Source organism: Trichothermofontia sp. (genome assembly GCF_053493415.1).
Genome location: NZ_JBRCAD010000201.1, coordinates 1 through 19,809, shown reverse-complemented (window position 1 = coordinate 19,809; position 19,809 = coordinate 1). Strand labels below are relative to the sequence as shown.

Genomic DNA, 19,809 nt, shown 5'->3' with positions numbered 1-19,809 from the left:
ACATTCGCCTATTGCCTAGAATAACTATAAATTTCCTCACGAATTCTCCGCACGATCGCGGGGCCACTGGTACATGCAGTCGGTAAGCGAATGACCTTGCCGCGCAATTGCCCCCTAGCTTCCAGATCATCCACAATTTGACTCATGGAGTGGCTCATATAGCCAGTTACAACTAGAATGAGATCGACCTTTTTAAGCTTTTCCTTAAAGGTTTTGGTAGCAAGACGAGTATCTTTACTTAACGAGCGCAATTCTTTGAGGTGGTTTTCCTGGTACAAGGTTGATGCAACGTATTCCATCATGTTCTGGTGCCCCCCAACGATCGCCACCCGCATATTAGAAAGATCAACCCTTCTAAAAGCATCTTCCTCTTCGTATTGAGCCAGACGCTCTTCCAGCGTTTCACGTATCCCTAGAATATGATCATATTCATATTGAAGTTGATATAATTTATTTTGAGTATCCCCTAGCTCAGCTTTTAAGTCTGCTTTTTCCCGCCCTTCCTGTTCGAGTAATTCAAAGGCTTGCTGTTCCAAGGAATCCCTATCGACATTGGCTTTTTCCAAATCTGCTCTAAGCTGTTCTAGCTCCGCGATCGGCACCGAATCGCGAGGTTGACTGCTCAGTTGTTCTTGGAGTCTAATACTGAGTTCTTCTGCGGCCCGCTTCTCTTCGGCTAGTTGTGCCAGGTGACGTTCCAACGTTTCAGTCTGTTGTCTGGCCCGTTCCGCTTCTAGGCTAATTTCTGCTTTAATATCGTTGATGGTTTGTAGTTCGGCTTCTTTCTCCTGGATAATTTGCTGTAGTTGCTCGATCTCGATTTGAATCGTTTTAGGATCAATCTGTGGCGTAAGGATCTCATTTTGTAAAGAACCCAATTCTTGTTGCAGCGATCGCAGTTCTTGCTCCTGAAGCTGTCCCTGGTTTTGGAGTTGATTAATCTCCCCTTGCAAAGCCTCCCCTTCTTGCCTAGCGGCGGCTAACTGCTCCTCGTACTGGGTTTTGAGTGCTTGGTTCAGCTTGAGTTGATCGCGTAGTTGGGTGCGTAGCCGCTGGGCTTCCTTGAGCAGGGATTGATGTTCTGCTAGGGCCTGATCCCGTTGGTGACGTTTCCGCTGTAAACTCCTTTCGACATAGACCCACATGGCCAGACCAGCCAGGGAAAACATCAACAGCGATAGGGTGTAATAACGGCCCACCGATCCCCAGGAGTAGGCGTTACCCCGCAGCCAATTTAACTGATCTTGTAAAAATTTTGAGGGCTGATTACGCACATAATAGACTCTGCCTATCAGCTTGCCCTGATTTTCCAATCCAGACATCGTCGGTTGGGTTGCACGCGGTTGCTCAAATTGCCATTCTGGATAAATAGGGATGGGATCACGTAAAGCACTGAAGAGTGCCGTGTCTAAATCATTAGGGTTTACCGTTCGCTGCCAGGGATAATAGGGATTTGATTGAGCCAAAATACGCTGATTTGTGCAGACTTTTTCCGGCGTTTGGCAATCGGTAACAACGATACCAAATAATCCATAATGACTATTGATAACCCGATCGATGGTCGCAAAATCTTTTCGTATCAGCGCTTCCGAGAGGAGATGCGGTAACGTATGGGTCAAGATATTAAAGTTGACCGTTTCCGCCCGCAGGACCGTCACGTGCCAGTAACTACGATAGTTGACCCAGTTGAGAACCGTTGCACAGGCCAGGGAGACCGAACTGATAACCAGTAACCGGAAGGTAGAGGTTAACCGCATCTGAGCCATCTCCTGTTGAGTAAGGGCAGCCATCCCCAGGGCACGAACCAACCACGATCGCCCTAACCCGCCAGGGTTAACACCGTTGGCGTGGGGTGGGCGGCAGGTTCATAAAGTTGCATGACCGCCGTAATCGGAAGGCGCGACTGGGGCACCAAGGTTAGGGAAGACACATGACCGTGATCGCAGTGATCCGCAGCAGCACAGGCAATCATCGCCGCATTATCCGTACAGAGCTGCATCGGTGGGAACAAGACCCGCAATCGGTGTTCAGCCGCAGCAGCCTGCAACTGTTGGCGAAGTCCCCGGTTGGCGGCTACCCCACCCCCAACCACGATCGTATCCAACCCGTAATCCCGCGCACAGGCGATCGCCCGTCGGGTCAAGGCCCGCGCCACCGTATACTGGAAACTCGCGGCCAAGTCTGCCACCGGGAAAACCGATCGCTCCCGACGCACCTGAGCCACCAACCGCCGCATCGCTGTTTTCAAACCGCTAAAGCTGCAATCATAGGGATGGACCCCCCCGTCGGGTAAAGAAACTTTGCCTTCCGGCAAGGGAAACGCGTGGGGATCGCCCTCAGCCGCCAGCCGATCGATCAGCGGTCCCCCTGGATACCCCAGCTCCAACAGCCGCGCCACCTTATCAAACGCTTCCCCCGCCGCATCATCACGGGTTTGGCCCAGCACCGTGTACTGACCACAGCCCCGGACGTGAATCAAGCTGGTATGGCCACCGGAGACTAAAAGGCACAGAAACGGCGGCTGGAGGTCCGGTTCGCTCAGATAGGACGCATAGATATGCCCCTCCAAATGATGTACCCCCAGAAACGGCTTTTGATGCAGCATCGCCAGGGTCTTCGCCGCCGTCACCCCCACCAGCAACGCCCCCACCAACCCAGGAGCACAGGTGGCCGCAATGCCCGCGATCGCCGTCCAATCCACCTGCGCTTCTGCCAACGCTTGGGCGATCGCCGGATTCACCCATTCCAAATGTTGTCGTGAGGCCACCTCCGGCACCACCCCCCCATACGGACGATGCACATCGACTTGAGATGAAATGATACTACTCAAAACTTGACGATTCTTTACAATTGCGACCGCTGTTTCGTCACAACTTGTTTCAATTGCCAGGACAGTCCCCATTGGCTGGTAGTTTTCTGATATAGAAGTGCTAATAGCAGCTTAAACTGAGCGGGAGCGATTCAGGCAACTCCCAAAGGTAACGCTTTCGGGGTCCACTGTTGGCGCTCGATCGGTTTAAGTGACTGAGTCTCGATTAGTCTTGATGGGCGTTGCGTTCGCGCCGCGTCTGCATCCAAGCCTCCCCGCGAGAATCGAGATTTTGTTTTACCGAGGGGAAACCTGTAACCATAAGGAATTCGTTTCATGCGAAGACTATTTGCTCTTGTACTGGCAATCTTTCTGTGGGCTGCCGTTGTTCCCACTGCATCCGCTGATGTGGCTGGACTCGTTCCCTGTAGCGAGTCCTCTGCATTTTTACAACGGGCGAAAAATGCACGGCCAACAACCGCCGATCCGGACTCCGGCAAAAAGCGTTTTGAGCGTTACTCCGAAGCCCTCTGCGGCCCAGAAGGACTCCCCCATCTCATCGTAGATGGCCGTCTTAGCCGCGCTGGCGACTTTTTAATTCCCAGTGTTCTCTTCCTTTATATTGCAGGTTGGATTGGTTGGGTTGGTCGCGCCTATCTCCAGGCCGCGAAGAAGTCGAGCAATCCCGAAGAAAAGGAAATCATCATCGATATTCCCTTGGCGGTTAGCCTGTCATTGACCGGTTTCATCTGGCCCTTGGCAGCGCTCAAAGAATTCGCATCAGGCGAATTGATTGCCAAGGACGAAGAAGTTTCCGTGTCACCTCGCTAGTCCTCTATCTCAGTCGCTAGGTGGCTGATGTTTCAGTCTATTAGCGATTTCGCGTGACGTAGACCCCTAAATGATTTGGAGTCATTTTTTATGCAACGATTTCTAGCCTCGGCTCCCGTGGTGACGGCCATTTGGCTGACGATCACGGCGGGAATTCTGATTGAATTCAACCGTTTCTATCCCGACCTCCTCTTCCATCCCCTGCGTTGACCCTTAACCTGAGAGTGAATTAAGAACTATGACTGCAACTCGTCCACTCATCGGTCCTGCCAACGGGGACCCCCAAATCGGCAACCTGGAGACCCCGATCAACTCCTCCGGATTTAGCCGTGCATTTATCAACAACCTGCCAGCCTACCGCAAGGGGTTGTCGCCTTTGGTGCGAGGCTTGGAAGTGGGGTTAGCCCACGGTTACTTTGTCATTGGCCCCTGGGTCGAGCTAGGTCCCCTGCGTGACTCGGATGCCGCTGCCCTGGGGGGTTTGGTTTCCGGCATTGCCCTGATCTTGTTGGCCTCTGCCTGTCTGGGTGCCCACGGTCTGGTTTCCTACAAGGGTGATGAGCCATCTGACTCCCTCCATAGCTCACGGGGCTGGAGTGAATTTACCGGTGGCTTCTTTGTTGGTGGCATGGGGGGAGCCTTCGTAGCCTACTTCCTACTCACCAACTTTGATGGAATTGATGCCATCTTCCGGGGCCTGGTGAACTAAGGGCAACCATTTCTTGTCCTGAAGACCATCCCTAGACTGTAACCAGACTTGTAAGGAGAGTTTGTCATGACTGGCGACTATGCAGCTTCGTTTCTGCCCTGGATTCTGATTCCGGTGGTTTGCTGGCTGATGCCAGCAGTGGTGATGGGCTTGCTATTCATTCATATTGAAAGCGACGCCTAACCCTAGCCCCAGGTCTGCCACCTGGGAAACCCTGTTCCTCGATGAATCAAGTCGTTGAGGCATCAGGCGGACTCGGACGTTACGTTAAGCATTGTTTATGTATTGCTGCGATCGCGGTGACCCTGATGCAGTTGCCGCGATCTTGCTTTTGCTAGCCTAGGGAATTATTGGGACATGGTGTTCCTCCTCAATTGAGTCAAGCTATGCGACGGTTGAACCCCCGATCGGTGCTGTGGGGATGCCTGGGATGCCTGGTGGGACTGGGCATCTTTTTGGCGCAGATCCCTGCCTCTCTGGCCTTAACGCCCCGGCACTATACAGACCTGGAATTTGCGCCCCTACCGACGATCCAACGGCCCAATGCCACCCACTTCACCCTGGCCAATGGCCTTCGGGTCTATTTGATCGAATCCCGTGATCTGCCCTTAGTGAGTGGGCTAGCCCTGTTCCAAACCGGTGAACGCCAGGAACCCCGCGATCGCGTTGGCGTGGGCAACCTGACGGGCATCGTGCTGCGCACGGGGGGAACCCGCCACCACAGTGGGGATGCCATCAACGCCTTACTGGAACAGCGGGCTGCGACGATCGAAACCAGCATCAATACGGTCTCAGGGTCGGCCAGTTTTAGTGCCCTGAGTGAGGATTTACCGTGGGTCATATCCTTGTTTGCCGAAATCCTACGGGAGCCGCGCTTCGCCCAGGACAAGATTGATTTTGCTAAGGCCCAATTACGGGGCACGATCGCCCGTCGTAACGATACCCCTAGAGAGATCAGTCAACGGGAATTTAGCAAACTCCTCTACGGGGCAGACAGTCCCTATGTGCGCACCCTGGAGTATGCCGATTTGGATCGCCTCCAACGCGAGGATTTAATCACCTTTTACCAACAGTCCTTCCGCCCGGAAAAGATGATCCTGGGGATCGTCGGTGACTTTGAAACGGCCCAACTGCGATCGCTGCTAGAACAGTCCTTGGGCACCTGGCAAGGCGACCCCCAGGTTCCTCCCCTGCCGGAGCCACCGCCAGTCCACCCCACCGAGTCGGCGGGGGTCTTTATCGTCGAGCAACCGCAACTCACCCAAAGTTTTGTCCAGATGGGGCATCTCGGGGGTCGCCTCGACAGCCCCGACTATCCAGCCCTGGATGTGTTGAATGGGGTCTTGAATGGGTTTGGGGGACGCTTGGGGAATGAGGTGCGATCGCGCCAGGGGCTAGCCTATTCGGTCTATGCCGTGTGGAGTCCAGCCTATGACTATCCCGGCCTGTTTGTCGCGGGGGGACAGACCCGCTCGGAAACCACCGTCCCCTTTATCGAAGCAATTCGGGCGCAACTGGCCCAACTCCAGACCACACCAATCACCCCCGATGAGTTGGCCTATGCCAAGGATTCGGTCCTGAATTCCTTTGTGTTTAACTTTGCCAGCCCCAGCCAAACCCTCTCGCGGCTCTTGCGCTATGCCTATTTCGGATATCCGCCCGACACCCTATTCCGCTACCAGCAAGGGGTTGCAAGCACAACGATCGCTGACATTCAGCGGGTTGCCCGTACCTACCTAAACCTCGATAACTTGGTAACATTAGTGGTGGGCAATTCTCCGGCGATACAACCGCCCCTAGAGTCGCTCAGTTTTGCGAAGTCGGTGACGGCGATCGATATTACGATTCCCCCCCCCGCCGCCTCCTAAACCCTTAGGTAAGGATCTACCAAAAGATCTTGGATTTGTCTCTGTCTGAAAGGTTAAGGAAGAACGAACTTGGTCAATCTAGCACTTGTAAAACCAGAGTTTGACATCGATCGGGCACGGGAAGAACTCACCGACCTAGACGCTAAACACATTATTGAATGGGCGGACGCCACCTTCGGTCCGGGCCTCGTCCTCAGCACCAGTTTTGGCATTCAGTCCGCCGTCATGTTGCACCTGGTCACCCAAGTGATCCCCAAAATCCCGGTGATTTGGGTGGATACGGGCTATCTGCCGCCCGAAACCTATCGATTTGCCGAGGAACTAACCGAGCGGCTAAACCTCAACCTGAAGGTGTACCAATCCCCCATCAGTCCGGCACGGATGGAAGCCTTACATGGACGCCTCTGGGAACAAGGCACGGTAGAAGCCCTCAACCTGTACGATCAGATGCGCAAAGTTGAACCGATGCAACGCGCCCTCCGGGAGCTAAAGGCCACGGCCTGGTTGGCGGGTTTACGACGCAGCCAAACCGACCACCGCAAATCCCTATCAGTGATTGAACAACAGTCTGGCCTCTACAAAATCTTGCCGATTATTACCTGGAATTCTAAGGATATTTATGAGTATCTGATGGCTTACGATTTGCCCTACCATCCCCTCTTTGACCAGGGATATACCACTGTGGGCGACTGGCACTCTAGCCGTCCGTTGCTGGCCACCGATGAGCATGAGCGGGATACCCGCTTCCAAGGACTCAAGCAGGAGTGTGGTTTGCACCTACCCCTGACCCCCAACGAGGAAAAAAGTCTCAATTCCAGCGCCCTCTGAGGATACGGAATACCCTAAATTCTGGCTGCCGGGAGGGCTACCCACCCCTGCCAGTGCCCACTGCCTGCTGGCGCGATCGCACGGCTAGGACTAGGCTGGAGCCAATCCGGTCGCTACACCCCACCGGGTGGCCAGCGTAGCCGTGGAACTGGAGCCAGGCGATAAGTTAAGTAGATTACACATTGAACCTGGGATAGCCGTCTCGGCGGTCTCGGCGGCAGGCAGGATGCCTACCCCACGCCAGTTTTTCGTTCGCGTAGCCCCTCCGCAGGAGCATTTACCAAATTTGGGCTACCCATTCTAGGACAGAGTTGTCAGGACTCCTTGACTTGAAAATACTTATTAACATTATTAGCGAAATAAATGCCTGAAAATAAAAGCGATTCAGTATAGTGGACTACAGAAGCATCGGGCATCGCCGATCTGGGATACCGGCTTCAGTTGACAGTCTACCCACTTCTCCTCAGCACGATTCTTAAAGGCGGTCTGGCATTATGCTTAACACGTTATCGGTACGCTACTCTCTCGACGTGATCCAGGAGGAAGCTCGTCATCTGGTCGATCGTGGTCTCCTCAGTCGCCAACAGCCGATTTATTCGCTTTGCCAGTACATTCCAGCGCGGGAATGGGTCTGTGTGGAATGTGAACTCGAAAGAAATAACTTCCTCCTCCGGGACCGGATTGGTGACCTGATGGGGAATGAGCAATGGGATAACGATTAACCTTGAGCGTGCCCTCCGGTTACCCCCGCTCCCGATCGCTGCCCGCCGCCTCGCCCAGGGTTGCGATCACGACTTCGACCAGTTTGTTCACCGCCCCTGGTTGGCCGCGTATCTGGCGCAGTCGCTCGCGCATTTGGGCTAATCGATCGGGCTGATCTAGGTAGGTCAACACCTGGATAGCCACTGCTTGGGGCTGGAGGGGACCCACCCATTCCGGCACAATTTCCGCTCCGGCCCAAATATTGGGCCAAGCCAGGAGGCGTCGCTGGGGACCTTGTAATTGTCGCAGGGCCAAGCTGTTAACGGCTTTGGCAAAGAGGGAACCTACCCCTGGGAGATTGGCCAAAATGCCTGGGAGGCCATCCCAGGCCCGCATGGCATCTAGCTGTTGGGTCGGCAGCAAAACCACCATCGGCACCGCTAAGGCTCCTAATTCCGCCGTATTGGCCCCGATCGTGGTTAAACACAGGGTACATTGGGCCAATTGGGCATAGGCGGGGAACTCGGTGCAGAGGGGCACGGTCAACCCAGAGGGGGTTTTCAACGCCGGGGCCTCGGGTCCCACGGTCAGCAGGGTCGCGGTGACGTTGCCAAATTTGGCGATGACGGGATTGTGGGTGGGGTCAGCAAAACGAGCCAGGGTGGCCACGGGCAAGGCGGGGGCCACGGGAATGAAAAAGTCCAGTTCCGGGCGGTGCTGATGCAGATAATCAGCGATCGCCAAGCACAGGGGAACGCCGATCGCGAGCTTAGCCGGTTTGGAGCCGGGTAACAAGCCGATCCGGGGCCTTGGGGATGGGATCGTTGGGGACCTGGGGACATCCGGGCGGTTAGCCGCAGGGGTACCCAGACTCTGGCCCACATCCGCCATCAGATCACCCACCACCGTGCATTTGGCGGCAGCGGGGCCGCTGAGTTGCGAGAGAAGCTGGGTATTCATCACGGCAACGCGATCGACCCACCGTAACCAGCGAACCGCCCACTCGGCATACACAACACTGCGATAGCCCAACCGGCGACTGATGATCACCGTAAAAAACTGATCGCCACCGAGGAACAGGACCACGCCCCGATCGCGCCAATCCCACGGCTCAGCGGTTTGACCCCAAAGCAAAAAGTTAAAAAACGCTTCCGGTCCCTGGACACGATCGACCTCCGGATAGGACCGGGCGATCGCCGCTTCCCGACCGCTGGCATTGGGGCAGGGGGATAACACCACGGAAATGCGGACTTGGGTGCGATCGTTCCCCAACTGTCGCCGCAGTTCTTGCACCACCGGGCGCACCCAGGTGGCTAATTCCCCTGGCCCGTTGGAGAGGACAACAATATCTATCCCTGCCTGCATCCTGGCGGTTATCCCTCCGTGATGGCAGCTTGTTCGTGATAGGCGGCATACACCCCCTGCACGTTATACCAGTTCAGAAAAATCCGTGCTACCTCAAGGGCCAGTTGGGGCTGGCCGCGATCGATCAGCCATTGCAACAGGGGGGCCATTGTCTTTTCATTTAGCCTTCCCCCTAGGGACAGCCCCCCCCAAAGGAGCCGATGTAGCCAAGTCATTTGGATCATCATGCGGACTTCCCAGGTGGGATGTTTTGCGTAGAACAGGACCCCCATCCGGCCCCGTTGGATTTCCCGATCGATCAACCTGGGGATCTGGCTAAGGGTAAAGGGCGGATGCCAATGGTAACCCACTGCCTCTGGGCACTTCAGTAACCGTAACCCCAATTGTTTCAGGCGTACCCCTAACTCCAGATCCTCCCAACCGTACAGTTGAAACTGGGTATCGAATAGGCCCGCTGTTTCCAGCCAGTGACGCGCGATCGCCACATTGCCTGTGGCAAAGTAGGCAGCGGAAAAATCCGTCACCTTATATGGCTCTGTCGTTGGTGCATCAAAATTACAGGTGTTAATCACCCGCCCATAGGTAAAAACAGGCAAGTGTTCAAGATCGGGCATCCCCAGCCGCGCCTGTTCCTGGCGCAGACGTTGGGCATGGGCTTGCAAAAAGGTCGCCGTCACCACCAGATCGCTGTCAATAAAAACAATCCATTCGCCTTTCGCCGCTTGCACCCCCAGATTCCGGGCCGCCGCCGGCCCCAAATGCTCCTGGACCAGCCAGCGGACCTGGGGCAATTCCGCCTGGTGGGCTAGCAGCCACGCGATCGTACCATCGGTGGAGCCATCATCCACCACCACCACCTCATAGCCCGTAATCCCTACGGTTGCCTCCCAGGTTTGTTGGGCCAGCGCCCGCAAACACTTTTCCAGAATGGGCAGACGGTTATAGGTTGGGATCACAACACTCAAGAACACAGCGACTCCCCGCAAGGTTTCAGTAGCCTAACGTTACTAAAACAGATTACGGCTCTGGGTTGTTAGGGGCACTGGGTTCCGATGGGGTGGCTGCGGGTGCATCCCCCTCGCTCATCGGCTCGCTCGTGGGTAGGGGTGACGCCGTTGCAGGGGAGGCCGTTGGATTAGGGCTAGGGGCTGACGGGGCCGCTGGGGCCGGTGCGCTAGGAGGTGGGGTGGCCTGGGTAAAGGCCGTATAGCTCACCTTAGAGATTTGCCGGATTAATTCCTGTGCCCGATCGTCATTATCTGGGCGCTTCATCACGACGGCGGCCAAGTAACGCTTGCCATCAGGTAAGTCAATCAGCCCCACATCCCCAACCGTTGAGGCAATATCCCCCGTCTTGTGGGCGATCGTGGCACCAGGGCCTAAGCCTTGGGGTAGGAGTGTATTGGTTTCCGTGCGACGCATAATTTCCAACAAGCGATCGCGCGATCGCAGGGAGACCAGATCGCCCCGGTTGACCAAGGCCATCAGACTGACCAGATCCTTCGGCGTGGTCGTATTCGTTCCCGCCAGATCCGCGAGGGGGGCATTGATCACCGTATTCGGCAGGCCCCAATCCTGGAATCGCTGGTTGAGGGCTTCCTTCCCACCCATGCGCTTGATCAACATATTGGTGGCTGTATTGTCGCTGATCACAATCATCAGGGTGGCCGTTTCCAAGGCGGAATACTTACTGCCGATCGGTTGGTACTGCAAATCCCCCGATCCTTCCGCAATCACATCCTCCGTCAAGGCCAATTCTTCATCCAGCCGAATTTTACCCGCATCGACATCCTGGAAAAAAGCCACGAGAATCGGCACCTTAATCATGCTGGCGGCGGGGAACACCATACTGCCATTGAGATCCACATAGGCATTGGTGTCCAGATCCACCAGAAACACCCCTGGGGTCAGATCCGGTTGGCTACTGACTAGGGTTTGCACCTGTTGCTTCAGGGCAGTCATTTCCTGACCCAGATCCAGGGCCGGTAGGATCGCGGGGGAGGCTTCGGCTTGGGGAGTCGTTTCCGTGGGCAGGGCTGACTCCCCGGCAGGCCCTAGGCCCATATAACGTCCGGTGGGGTCCCATACCGACAGGACAGTGCCGGCAATCACCCCCAGTCCCACCCCTAAAATCAATAACCGTAGGGCATATAGAAAGGAAGCCATCAGCCGCGATCGTTGCCGCGCCGCCGCACTATTCCGGGGCGATGCCTTAGCCGACCGCGGGTTCGTCTGCGGGCTAGGGGCTGGATAGGCATGGCCGAGGTTCGCGTGACTGCTTAAGGGCAGGCTGGCACGTCGCCGTCCGCGCGATCGCCGTCGCCGGGGATCACCGGCCATTGGCGTTGCCTCGCGGGTTGGCTCAGCCGTGGACTGCGGGCGACTCCGGCCCCGCTGTCCCGGCAAATTGGGGGGTGGCCCAACCAGGTCAGTCAGCGGGTCCCACCCTTGGGCTGAACTCCCACCCGTCGCACTCAGCCGTCCAGAACTGCGGTAGTGTTGTCTGGCCCGCTGGAGGGGATCACTGGAGAGCGGTTGTGGGTCCACCTGGCCCCGTTGACTGGCCGAGCGTGCGGAGGGATGCACCACTACCGAGAGGTTTGGCCCCTGAGGGACTTTGCGGGTACGTGCGCGGCGACGCGGACGAAGGGGAGCCAGGTTATCTGACTCTGCGCCGAACTGGGGGTTAGAGGAGGGATTCTGTGCTCTATTCACTGCCAGACTGATCCAAAGTATCGGCAATTGGGACGGGGTTAACGGCGATTCGCGTGCTGCCCCCAGGGGAAAACGGGTCTGATGGGGGGCTAATCGCCCATTCGACTTGTCTTAACACACCACGCAACATCGCCAGTTCCTTGGCGGAAAGTTGGCAGCGATTATAAAGTCTTTTGAACTTTTGCATCCGACTCGCCGCAGTATGGGCATAAAGATAACCGATTTTCAGGAGGACGGCTTCTAAATGGGCATAATAGGCCGCCAATTCCTCCAGGGTTGCCGCTGGCTCAGGACTGGCAAGGGATGCAGCCGTTGTTGTCCCCGGCGGCGGGGGCCAGGATTTGATTAAGTTTTCTGTCGATATTCCGGCTGGGGCAATCGCCGGGGAAACCCCTGCAGGCGGTTGGCTTAAGTGTAACTCATAGCAACAGACGGCGACCGCCTGGGCCAGGTTGAGGGAAGAGTAGTCCGGGCCGGTGGGAATACCAACCCACCGCTGGGCATGGTTAAGTTCCTGGTTATTCAAGCCCCGGTCCTCTGGCCCAAAAATCAGGGCAGCAGGGGCCTCCAGGAGCCACGGTAGGGCAGCACGGGGGGCTTCGAGGGGAATATTGAGGGTGCGGGGACGATCGGTGGTCGCGATCGCCCGCTGACAACCGGCCAGGGCTGCTGGTAAGCCAGTCACCGTTTGGGCCTGGGCCAAGAGGTCCGCTGCGTGGACTGCCATTTGCCGTGCCTCCGGCCCCTGGGGATCACATTGGGGGTTGACCAGAACCAACTGGCGCAGCCCAAAGTTTTTCATCACCCGGGCCACCGAACCCACATTACGGGCACCGGCTGGTTCAACCAAAACAATGCGGACCCGGTCTAAACCGCTGGCTGGGGGGTTGGGCTGTGGGGGGGCGATCGTAGACATGGCCTGGGACGAGTAGGAAAAGATGATGCTGGCTAGTGGGCACCGCGAAAAATACCAATTTTCGCAACTGTGCCCACGCAGTTCTTAAGGAGTTGGGGTGGGCGGCTCCGCCGTCCGTCTCAATTATCCGCCTCAATTAATCGAGGTTCCCTAGTACTCTGTCAAGTTTAATTTGGCCAGATTCAGTAGATCGCAAATTAAGCGTGGGATAGCCATCTCGGCTGTGTCAGGGGTAGGCATCCTGCCTGTCCCACAATCGTTTTTCGTTCGCGTCGCGTCGCGACTGAGATTGGGTCACAGAAACTTTAATCACAGCCATACTCTGTTCCTGGACTTGGCTCCCTGTTGAGGCTGGCTGATGCCCTCAAGGCGGTTGGGGGTAGACTAGGAACAACCATTAGAAGCCTCAGAGCCATGAAAGATATTTTGGTCGCGCTGGGTGGGATTGTTGGCTTTTTCCTATTTATCGTGGCGGTGCTGGTTGTCACCATCATCATCCTGATTAAAATTTATTTTCCCAAGGTCAAGCGCTTCTTCACCCAACAAGCCGAAGCCTTTCAACAAGCGGTGACAGAATCCCAGCAATTTGCGCGATCGACGGTGTTGGCTGTTCTGACCGATTGGCAGGCTGATGCCCTGCTCCGCAGTGCCACGCCCCAGTTACTAGAAACGGTAGCTGGCGGGGATCTCGATACTGTGTTTGCGCCCTGGCAACGGTTGTTGGGGGGCCTGATATCCTGCGGTGAAATGGTGACGAAGGAGAGTCTTTCGGCAGGAACTGGGTTACCCGGTGAAAGCTGGAGTATGACGGCCCTGGCAACGGCGACCTACCTACTCGAAGTCCAGTGTGAACGGGGCGTCGCCCTTGCTGAGCTTCAGGTCATTAAACGGGGGGATCATTGGTCGGTTAATACTTTTAACCTGGCGACCGATCAGGAAGTTCTCAACCTGGGCATCCCGACGACATTGGAAGCCATGCGACAGCAAGATGCGCAGGTCAACCAACTCGAAAGTGCCATTGATGTGCCCGCGATCGAGCCAGAAAACTAGCCTACCGATGTCCCAGGTGATGATTATTGGTGCTGGCATCATCGGCGCGACGATCGCCTACGAATTGAGCCGCATCCCCAACCTTCAGATTACCGTCCTAGAACAGGAACCGGAAAGCACTTTTTTTCCGATCGCCGAGACGGTTACGGAAAACCATGCGTTTGCCCATCGGCGGGTTGCCAGCCATGCGGCCCTGGGCATCCTGGTGGGGGTGAGCAGCCAAAAACGGACAGGTCGGGCTTGGAACCTGCGGCAGGCCAGTATTCGCCGTTACCACAGCCTGATCCCGGAATTAACCACCCTCACGGGACAGGCGATCACCCACAATCCCCAGGGCCTCCTGCACCTCCTCACCGCCGACGCAAACCTGACCCATTGGCAACAATTGTGCGAGTACCGTACCCGTCAAGGGTTTCAGCTAGACTGGCTTAGCCCGGAGCAATTGCGCGATCGCTACCCGGATCTGAACCTCGCCCCGATCGTGGCGGGCGTTCACTCGCCCCAAGACCTCCAGATTCAACCCACCTCCCTGCTGCGGGCACTGATCACGGCGGCCCGTCGGCAAGGTGTCCAGTTCCACTTTGCCACGCCCGTGACCGGGTTTAGCCCCCTTCGCCCAGAGGATGCGGCCATTCCCCCGGACATGATTCTGGCAGCCCTGGCCCAAAAACGCTCCCTGAGCGCCCTCGCGTCGGAGCGCCGTATGCTGGCCACAAGCAAGGCGCAAACCGTGACCACAGTTCATACCCAGACGAACACCTTCCCGGCTGACTGGATCATTCTGGCCCCTGGCCTAGGGGCTAATCGCCTCACGGCCCACCTGTACCAGTACCCTCCCCCGCCTAAACCGGATCTGGACGATCGTCGGATAGATTGGCGCGGCAGTGAGTGGCAGAGCGTTGCCCTGCAACCAGTTCTAGGGCAAGCGCTGCAAGTTTTTTATTGTGGGCGGCCCCTCGCTTCCCCAATACCGTGGCCAGCGATCACCCAAAATGATGTCCACATTGTGCCCCTCAGCGCGAATGATTTTGCCATTGGGGCCACGGTGGAATTTCGCCATCCCAGGGGGCTGGTCATGCCCAATAGCACCGCATTAGAGCAGGTTTGGGAACAGGCGATCGCGATCCTGCCCGCTCTGGCGGATGCCCTTTGGGTGAATGCCTGGTATGGCCTTCGCCCCCGCCCCGAACATCAACCGGCCCCGATCATTGAGAAATTGGTGGGCTATACCAACGTCATCCTGGCTACTGGCCACTATCGCAATGGCATTCTTCTGGCTCCCGCCACGGCTCAGCAGGTAAGCACCTTGATGGGGGTGAGTTTGCCTATCCCCGATACCTAGGGAAGTGCTTGCTTCAGGCCATGACTCAGGCAAGGATTCCGGTAATCGCGCCGGTAATAAGAAGGAGGATTCCTAACTATTTGCTACCGAATGGCCTGGAATATCCCCGATTGGGCAATTTCCCGCTAAATTTGGGGGAGTTCAGTCTGATCATACCCGTTACCCTTTCCCCCATCCCCTGCACTGTCTATGACCATCCAACGATTTCCCCTTGCCTCTTTACAGAAGGTCAGGCAAATTATTAAAAGTAGTTTGCTGTTACCAGAGACCGAGGATAGCCCGGAGTCGATCGCGTCCCTGGATGAGATTGATGACACGCCTGAACCAGAATCCCTGGATGACCTGAGCGGCTTTTTCCAATCCGCCAGCATTCAGGAGGAGGATAATTATGGCCCGAATGTGGAGGGACGCTGGTTTGTCAGTACCTTAAACCCCGGTGCGGCGTTGATTCGCCTGCCGGGAGTCCGCATCCAGTTGGATTGGCGTTTAGTCACCTACCTCTACCGGGTCCCTGGGGATGGGATTGGCATTACCTGGGCGGTGCCGGAAGCCCTTTCCACCACAGCCCAATTGGAATCGGTTCTGGAGGCCAGCAGTGATCGTCAGCATCCCCCCCACCCGAAGGGGGCCTTACCGGACTTTATGGAAGCCCTAGAGGGCGATCGCTCCCCGGCCTCGTTCCTGGTAGCCTCAATCTTTCGGCGTGAGATTCAGGATTTGGGAGCCACGGGAAAGTCCAAAAACTGGGCAAACCATCGGTTGATCGACACGCTACCGCCCCAAGCCCAATGGGAGTGGATCAGCGATCCGATCGCCGACCTATCCCCCAAGGTACGTCTCCTGCCCGATGGCAAGGCCGCGATTGAATTCTTCAGTTGCCGGGTGACTCCCCCCGTGGCGATTCATCGTCATATCGATCAGTATCCCGCTACCCAATACCGCTCCCTCTCCCGCGACAGTGCCATTGCCAAGCCCAAGCGCTGAGGGTTTATCCCCAAAGACAGTGCCATTGCCAAGCCCAAGCGCTGAGGGTTTATCCCCAAAGGCTGCTCTCAATCAAGCCGTCCCACAGGAAAACACCTGCCAGTAGCGGGGGAAAGGCTACCAACAGGTGTCTCATGCATCAATCAGGAATTAGGACTGCAATCGTTCGCTTTAAGGGCAACGATCGCAAACAGTTCGCAGGGGAAATTACATCAAACCGAGCTGGGAGAGAATGCCTTGACCGGTTAACAATTCAGTGGCAAGGCCAATGGCGAAACCCAGCATTGCCAGACGGCCATTCCAGGTTTCCGCAAAGGCAGTAAATCCAAGTTTGCTTTCTTGCTCTTGCATGGGGTGTGTCTCCTGAAATCTGAACCTGTTACAAACCTTAACACAGCCACCGGCAAAGTTGCAATATTTGTTTACATTGTGTTGTGATCCGTTGACTTGGGGGCTGGGGCCGGGGGATGGCCATCCCGGTCAGGGTTGTCGTTATGGATTATCAACGTTGCTGCTCGTTGGGGGGTATCACGTTGAAAGTGAATCTCTTGGGCGGGGAAATAGATCCGCCGGTACACAGCGATCGTCGCCTCCGGGGATAGGCCCTCTTGGGCGCGAAGAATGGCTCGGTGGAGGGCCGTATCAAAGCTACACTCAATCCAGAACGCGAGATCGTAGTATGGCTGAAATTCACGCTTTAACAGATAGATGCCTTCCAACAGGATGATGTCGATGGCCTCGAACGCATAGATATGCTGGCGGTATGCCGTCGCGGTTTCTTCGGTGTAATTTGCCGTAAGGCTAAGCGATCGCTGATTGCGCAGAGGCAGCACCAGTTCTGCAAACAGCGCCTCAAAGCGAAACGCATGTTGGTAGAAATGCTCGGCGGGGTTACGGTCGCTAAAGCGCACGGGGGGTAGGTTCAGCCAGCCGTCGATGCCGATCGCGGCAATCCGTAAACCTTGGGCTTCCAGGGCCTCAACCATGTGCCGGGTGATGTAGCCTTTCCCACAGCCATCAATACCCGTCAACGCCACGAGTAGACTGCGATCGGTTAGCAGTGAAAGGCGCGTTGCGACGATCGTGGTAATAGCCGTGTCAAGATCAGGCTGCATCATTCCAACTTACATAGGGGGAGATAAACGATCTTCCGTTGACGCGATCGACTCATGATACCTTGAGATCGATGACCTCATAGAGTTGATAAATTTCCGATTTTCCCTTGAGTCCCGTCGTGAATTCCTGGCCAATTTTTATCTGTGTCGCCACCTGTTGATACACATCAGCAGAGATGAGAAAGTGAGTCCCGATCGCCTTATTGGCCGCTTCGATCCGACTGGCCACATTCACCGCATCTCCAATCACAGCAAGCCGATTATATTGGTTAACAACGGTGTTGCCCACAATTACGGAGCCATAGTGGATGCCAATCCGAATCTGGAAGGTTTTCTGATACATCTGGCATAGATAAGTATTGAGATTTTCCAGGGCTTGGAACATACTCAACCCCGCCGCGATCGCATCTAGGCAACAGTTGGGGCGATCGATTTCTAGGCCAAAGACTGCAAAAAGACCATCGCCGATCGTATCCACGATCGTGCCGTGATGTGTGTTAATCACCTCTCCCATGATCTTAAAGTAACGACTAAGAACATGGATGACATCATAGGGCAACAGAGAAGCGGTAAAGGGTGTATATTCAGCGATATCAGCAAACAATAATGCAATCGTTTTTTCTTCACCGATTTGACGAACACAAGACCCACCAATAACTTCAATTTTGATGATCTCGTGATCAATCGCATCAATCACTGGGCGAACTAGCTCTACCTGTTGCTGAATATGGGTTTGGCAGGCTAGCCGAACAGGATCAGGGAAACCCAATTGTGTCGCGAGTTCCTGTTCTATTGGCTGACGGGGTTCGCAATTTTCTAGCCCCGCTGTCACAATTACCCGGCAGGTGGAGCAGCGTCCCTGCCCCCCACAGGCATGGGCATGGGGAATCCCCGCCTTGAGGCTAGCCACGAGAATGGTCTCGTCCGCTTGGACAGGAATGGTCCGGCGATCGGTCAGGGAGGTAATTGTGGCCATTGTCCTAGCAACCAATGTCAAGGTCCTGATACGGGCACTGAGACGACTCAGGTCGTCACTACCAACTTAGCGGATCTGGGCAAATGGTCAGAGCATCGTTGTTTGCATTCAAGGGCTGCTTCGCTACGGATTAGGGTGTGAGGGTGGGGCGTTGGGCAGCCTCCGTGGCCTGTTCTAAGGCTGCGAGAAAACTGGTTGCCTCGGCAATTCCCTGACCGACGATGTCAAAGGCCGTACCGTGATCCGGCGAAGTGCGAATGAAGGGGAGGCCGATCGTGGTATTGACTGCCCGATCGAAGGCTAATAATTTCACGGGGATTAACCCCTGATCGTGATAGAGGGCCAAGTAGGCATCGGGTACATCCGCGATCGCTCTGGTTCCATACCAGGCTTGCCCCGCTTTAATCCACAGCGTATCGGGTGGGATAGGTCCCCGTAAACGGACCGCCGGATATTGTTGCTGGGCCGCCTTTAGCCAGGGAATCAGCCAGGTTTGTTCTTCCTGCCCCAATTGCCCCTGTTCCCCACTGTGGGGGTTGAGGCCAGCGATGGCAATATGGGGATGGGCAAGACCCACATCCCGTTGGAGATAAGCAATCAGGAGATCGAGTTTAGCCTGCATCCGCATCGGCGTCAGAGAGGCCGGGACCTGGGCAAGGGGAATGTGGGTGGTGGCCAACAGCGTGCGTAGGGTCCAACCAGTGTGGGGCGATCGGGCCACAAACAACATACCGGATTGGGATGATTGACTCAGTTCCGCCAGCAGTTCGGTTTGGCCGGGATACGGATGGCCAGCGGCTTGCCATGCGGCCTTGGCGATCGGGGCCGTGACAATGCCGCGAAAGTCTCCCGCTAGGGTACGCAAAATCGCTGTCTTGAGGTAGGTGAAACTGGCGGTGCCACTGGCCACATTCCCCATCCCCGGTCGAATCTGGGCTAGGACGTTCGGCGATAGCTCCACCTCTAGGACATTCAGGGTCTCTGGTTGGGCGAGGGCCAGCGGTTGGGTTGAACCGGTATCGAGGGTCTGCAAGTGGTCATAGCATTGCTGAAGCAGATGGCGATTACCGACGATCGTCAGGGCGGCTACTTGGGCAGGGGGTAGGGTGGCCAAGGCTTTCAAAATGACCTCCGGGCCGATACCCGCCGGATCACCCAGGGTAATGGCTAGGGGGGGATAGGTCGGGCGCAGGGCGTTTACCACGTTTTACGGTCACCACGTTTTACAATGGGGGCTAGTCATGGGGGCAAGTTCATGACCCCTTCGTTCTATCTTTAACGTCTGTTAGGAGTAATCTCAATGGGTGGCGAAATTTTGAATACGGCGATTTTGTCAGCAACGATCGTCATGATCGGTTTAGGTCTAGGTTTTCTGCTGCTGAAGATCCAGGGTGGCGAAGAGTAATCCGGCTAGCTCCCCCCGGTGGGAGCATTGCCCTAGTTTGGGTTGGGCTACGTTTGATTTTGGAGGACTCACCATGCAGGATGCACTGACCTTGGTTTTTGATGTTACGGCTGTCGCTGCCGTTGCCTACCTTTCAACTGAGTTTTGCCTGGGCTTAACAGAGCGGGCGAGCCATTCCAAGCCCGCCACCGCCC

General features: G+C 55.9%; 20 protein-coding genes and 1 pseudogene. 11 read left to right on the top strand and 10 right to left on the bottom strand.

What is annotated here, in order from left to right; translation table 11 throughout:
* Positions 1 to 8 precede the first annotated feature (8 nt).
* Positions 9 to 1,757 (bottom strand): hypothetical protein, encoded by a 1,749-nt coding sequence (locus tag ACWIUF_RS17720; protein ID WP_448573846.1) that lies wholly within the window; start codon positions 1,755 to 1,757, stop codon positions 9 to 11.
* Between the two features lie 62 nt (positions 1,758 to 1,819).
* A complete protein-coding gene (tsaD, locus tag ACWIUF_RS17715; RefSeq protein WP_448573845.1) occupies positions 1,820 to 2,902 on the bottom strand; it encodes a tRNA (adenosine(37)-N6)-threonylcarbamoyltransferase complex transferase subunit TsaD in 1,083 nt (360 codons plus the stop codon).
* A gap of 243 nt (positions 2,903 to 3,145) precedes the next feature.
* Between tsaD and ACWIUF_RS17710 the strand changes: the two genes are divergently transcribed.
* The 7 genes from ACWIUF_RS17710 (at position 3,146) to ACWIUF_RS17680 (ending at position 7,767) form a co-directional block, all read left to right on the top strand.
* Complete coding sequence (locus tag ACWIUF_RS17710; protein WP_448573844.1) at positions 3,146 to 3,640, top strand: Photosystem I reaction center subunit III; 495 nt, start codon at positions 3,146 to 3,148, stop codon at positions 3,638 to 3,640.
* Positions 3,641 to 3,730: 90 nt separating this feature from the next.
* The gene (gene psaJ / locus ACWIUF_RS17705) at positions 3,731 to 3,850 is read left to right on the top strand and encodes a photosystem I reaction center subunit IX (RefSeq protein WP_265903805.1); all 120 of its coding nucleotides are present in this window, start codon (positions 3,731 to 3,733) and stop codon (positions 3,848 to 3,850) included.
* A gap of 28 nt (positions 3,851 to 3,878) precedes the next feature.
* Positions 3,879 to 4,349 carry a photosystem I reaction center protein subunit XI gene (locus ACWIUF_RS17700; protein ID WP_448573843.1) on the top strand — a complete coding sequence of 157 codons (471 nt, stop codon included), beginning with the start codon at positions 3,879 to 3,881 and terminating at the stop codon, positions 4,347 to 4,349.
* 66 nt (positions 4,350 to 4,415) lie between these two features.
* Positions 4,416 to 4,532, top strand: coding sequence for a photosystem I reaction center subunit VIII (locus ACWIUF_RS17695; RefSeq protein WP_265903803.1), 117 nt, complete (start codon positions 4,416 to 4,418; stop codon positions 4,530 to 4,532).
* A gap of 203 nt (positions 4,533 to 4,735) precedes the next feature.
* The gene (locus tag ACWIUF_RS17690; protein WP_448573842.1) at positions 4,736 to 6,217 is read left to right on the top strand and encodes a M16 family metallopeptidase; all 1,482 of its coding nucleotides are present in this window, start codon (positions 4,736 to 4,738) and stop codon (positions 6,215 to 6,217) included.
* 69 nt (positions 6,218 to 6,286) lie between these two features.
* Positions 6,287 to 7,045, top strand: coding sequence for a phosphoadenylyl-sulfate reductase (locus ACWIUF_RS17685; RefSeq protein ID WP_448573841.1), 759 nt, complete (start codon positions 6,287 to 6,289; stop codon positions 7,043 to 7,045).
* Positions 7,046 to 7,539: 494 nt separating this feature from the next.
* Entirely contained in the window at positions 7,540 to 7,767 is a 228-nt protein-coding gene (locus ACWIUF_RS17680; protein WP_448573840.1) for a DUF4327 family protein, read from the top strand.
* Positions 7,768 to 7,786: 19 nt separating this feature from the next.
* On the opposite strand, the gene ACWIUF_RS17675 is transcribed toward ACWIUF_RS17680, so the two are convergent.
* From ACWIUF_RS17675 to ACWIUF_RS17660, 4 genes are read right to left on the bottom strand one after another with little or no spacing between them, the layout of a single operon-like run.
* Complete coding sequence (locus tag ACWIUF_RS17675; protein WP_448573839.1) at positions 7,787 to 9,112, bottom strand: lipid-A-disaccharide synthase; 1,326 nt, start codon at positions 9,110 to 9,112, stop codon at positions 7,787 to 7,789.
* Positions 9,113 to 9,120: 8 nt separating this feature from the next.
* The gene (locus ACWIUF_RS17670; protein ID WP_448573838.1) at positions 9,121 to 10,083 is read right to left on the bottom strand and encodes a glycosyltransferase family 2 protein; all 963 of its coding nucleotides are present in this window, start codon (positions 10,081 to 10,083) and stop codon (positions 9,121 to 9,123) included.
* A gap of 46 nt (positions 10,084 to 10,129) precedes the next feature.
* Positions 10,130 to 11,827, bottom strand: coding sequence for a serine hydrolase (locus tag ACWIUF_RS17665; RefSeq protein ID WP_448573837.1), 1,698 nt, complete (start codon positions 11,825 to 11,827; stop codon positions 10,130 to 10,132).
* Positions 11,820 to 12,743, bottom strand: a complete 924-nt coding sequence (locus tag ACWIUF_RS17660) for an RNA methyltransferase (RefSeq protein ID WP_448573836.1) — start codon at positions 12,741 to 12,743, stop codon at positions 11,820 to 11,822. Before ACWIUF_RS17660 ends, ACWIUF_RS17665 begins: the two co-directional genes overlap by 8 nt.
* A 414-nt stretch (positions 12,744 to 13,157) precedes the next feature.
* Here ACWIUF_RS17660 and ACWIUF_RS17655 point away from each other — a divergent pair, with 414 nt between their 5' ends.
* The 3 genes from ACWIUF_RS17655 (at position 13,158) to ACWIUF_RS17645 (ending at position 16,119) form a co-directional block, all read left to right on the top strand.
* Positions 13,158 to 13,793, top strand: coding sequence for a hypothetical protein (locus ACWIUF_RS17655; protein WP_448573835.1), 636 nt, complete (start codon positions 13,158 to 13,160; stop codon positions 13,791 to 13,793).
* Between the two features lie 7 nt (positions 13,794 to 13,800).
* Positions 13,801 to 15,135 (top strand): NAD(P)/FAD-dependent oxidoreductase, encoded by a 1,335-nt coding sequence (locus ACWIUF_RS17650; protein WP_448573834.1) that lies wholly within the window; start codon positions 13,801 to 13,803, stop codon positions 15,133 to 15,135.
* A gap of 189 nt (positions 15,136 to 15,324) precedes the next feature.
* Positions 15,325 to 16,119, top strand: a complete 795-nt coding sequence (locus ACWIUF_RS17645) for a hypothetical protein (protein ID WP_448573833.1) — start codon at positions 15,325 to 15,327, stop codon at positions 16,117 to 16,119.
* A gap of 207 nt (positions 16,120 to 16,326) precedes the next feature.
* Here ACWIUF_RS17645 and ACWIUF_RS17640 read toward each other — a convergent pair.
* The 4 genes and pseudogenes from ACWIUF_RS17640 to pdxA all read right to left on the bottom strand — a co-directional run.
* Positions 16,327 to 16,482: pseudogene (locus ACWIUF_RS17640) on the bottom strand (chlorophyll a/b-binding protein); the annotation flags it as partial.
* 59 nt (positions 16,483 to 16,541) lie between these two features.
* Positions 16,542 to 17,237 carry a hypothetical protein gene (locus ACWIUF_RS17635; protein WP_448573832.1) on the bottom strand — a complete coding sequence of 232 codons (696 nt, stop codon included), beginning with the start codon at positions 17,235 to 17,237 and terminating at the stop codon, positions 16,542 to 16,544.
* Positions 17,238 to 17,286: 49 nt separating this feature from the next.
* Positions 17,287 to 18,231, bottom strand: coding sequence for an adenylate/guanylate cyclase domain-containing protein (locus ACWIUF_RS17630; RefSeq protein WP_448573831.1), 945 nt, complete (start codon positions 18,229 to 18,231; stop codon positions 17,287 to 17,289).
* Between the two features lie 109 nt (positions 18,232 to 18,340).
* Positions 18,341 to 19,414 (bottom strand): 4-hydroxythreonine-4-phosphate dehydrogenase PdxA, encoded by a 1,074-nt coding sequence (gene pdxA, locus ACWIUF_RS17625; RefSeq protein ID WP_448573830.1) that lies wholly within the window; start codon positions 19,412 to 19,414, stop codon positions 18,341 to 18,343.
* A 96-nt stretch (positions 19,415 to 19,510) separates the two neighbouring features.
* Here pdxA and petM point away from each other — a divergent pair, with 96 nt between their 5' ends.
* Positions 19,511 to 19,615, top strand: coding sequence for a cytochrome b6-f complex subunit PetM (gene petM, locus ACWIUF_RS17620; protein ID WP_448573829.1), 105 nt, complete (start codon positions 19,511 to 19,513; stop codon positions 19,613 to 19,615).
* Positions 19,616 to 19,809 lie beyond the last annotated feature (194 nt).